1 protein-coding gene is annotated in these 1,749 nt (G+C 43.6%); it reads left to right on the top strand.

What is annotated here, in order from left to right; all coding sequences use genetic code 11:
* Positions 1-542: 542 nt before the first annotated feature.
* Positions 543-1,749: calcium-binding protein (locus tag KDM90_RS17580; RefSeq protein ID WP_268977759.1), on the top strand; the 1,207-nt coding region annotated here is incomplete at its 3' end.

Here is a 1,749-nt window from a genome sequence, read left to right as displayed (position 1 = left end):
ATCCCGCTGCGCGCGACGCGAACGACTACATTCTCTACAACACCACTAACGGTAAGCTTTTCTATGACTCTGATGGTTCCGGCGCAGCTTCTCCGATCCTGTTTGCCATCTTGACTGGACAACCGACCCTCACCGCTTCGGATTTCATGGTTGTTTTCTAGCATGCGACAGATATAGGCTCAGTGCGGGATGGATAGCCGTGTAGGTTCTCTATGACATCAGCGATTTTTTCCAAACAGAGCCTGCAGGTGGCATCTTCATTTTGACCTAGATAGTTTAAATGCGGATCGACAATTGCAATTCGCGCTACTACAGGTGTAATTTGAGGCTTAGCTAAAGAGAAGTGAATTTATTCTCCAAATTTAGTGTAGACAATTCACGGTCTTAGCACTGTATTCGAATCACACTTTCTCATTAATTGCTTTTAAGACTAGATCAATTTGGAGATCAAATAACATACAGTCAAAATCTGCGAGAAAAAACATTTATGACAATATTTCATCAATAAGCCTATTTTATATTAATTCTTGGAAAGTAAAATTATGCGAATTGCAAACGAAGGTACAGGAAAAAACGACACTTACATCGGTGAAAATGGAAACGACGAATATCATGGCCGAGAGGGAAATGATTATATTTCCGGCAAAGCAGGAAAAGACAGTCTTTATGGGGATGATGGAAACGATACGATTTACGGAGGGGATGGCAATGACTTTATTAGTGGCGGGAATCAAGGCGATTCGCTCGATGGTGGTATGGGGAATGACTATATCAATGGCGATGACGGAGCCGATATCATTTTAGGCGGTCCTGGTAATGACACGATTGAAGGTGGTAGCGAGCGAGACATTATTTACGGCGATGATGGCAATGACACTATCCTTGGTGGAGATGGTGAGGACGCGTTGTACGGCTCTAACGGGAATGATGTAATAAAGGGTGACTTTGGCAATGACTATATCCTCGGTGGAGAAGGCAATGATTATATCGCTGGTGAACCAGGTGAAGACTTTATAGATGGTGGCGATGGCGATGATACGATTTATGGATGTATCCCACATGACGAACATCCTGATTCTGAAAATGTTATTTTCGGTGGCAACGGTAATGATCTCATCGTCGGTGGAAGCGACGCCGATGAGATAGATGGTGGGAACGGCGATGACAATATATGGGGTGGATATGGTGACAATACTATCGTCGGTGGCTCTGGAAACGATTACATTAAAGGCGGCTGGGACTACGATCATCTTTCTAGCGGCAGTGGTAATGACACTTTAGATGATATGCATGGTGACATTGATGGTGGCGAAGGGATCGATACCTTTCAATCATCTGATCTAGATGCTTGGTTATTTAATCACGTTGAACTCCAAGAAGGATTCTTTTTGTCTTTAAAAATAGGGGAGATGCATATTTATCCGGAGCTAATAAGTCATGTAAGATCTATTGAAATTGTTCAAGGATCAATTCGAAATGACACTATCGAAGGCTCAGCACTCAACGATACTTTGTATGGCAACAATGGGAATGACGCTCTCGATGGAGATCTAGGAAATGACACTCTCGATGGTGGTGCTGGTAACGATGTGATTCGCGGTGGTGATGGCATTGATACTTTACAATTCACAAATCTCACTGGCTTGGCGGGGGTTACGGTTGACCTTCAACTGGGGTATTCGTACAACGCAACTTTAGGCAGCGACACGGTCAGCTCGATCGAAATCGTTCAAGGGTCTTACAGAAATG

The sequence above is a fragment of the Affinundibacterium fentianense genome (assembly GCF_018139545.1).
GTDB lineage: Bacteria > Pseudomonadota > Gammaproteobacteria > Burkholderiales > Burkholderiaceae_D > Undibacterium > Undibacterium fentianense.
This window is presented reverse-complemented; position numbering and strand designations above follow the sequence as displayed.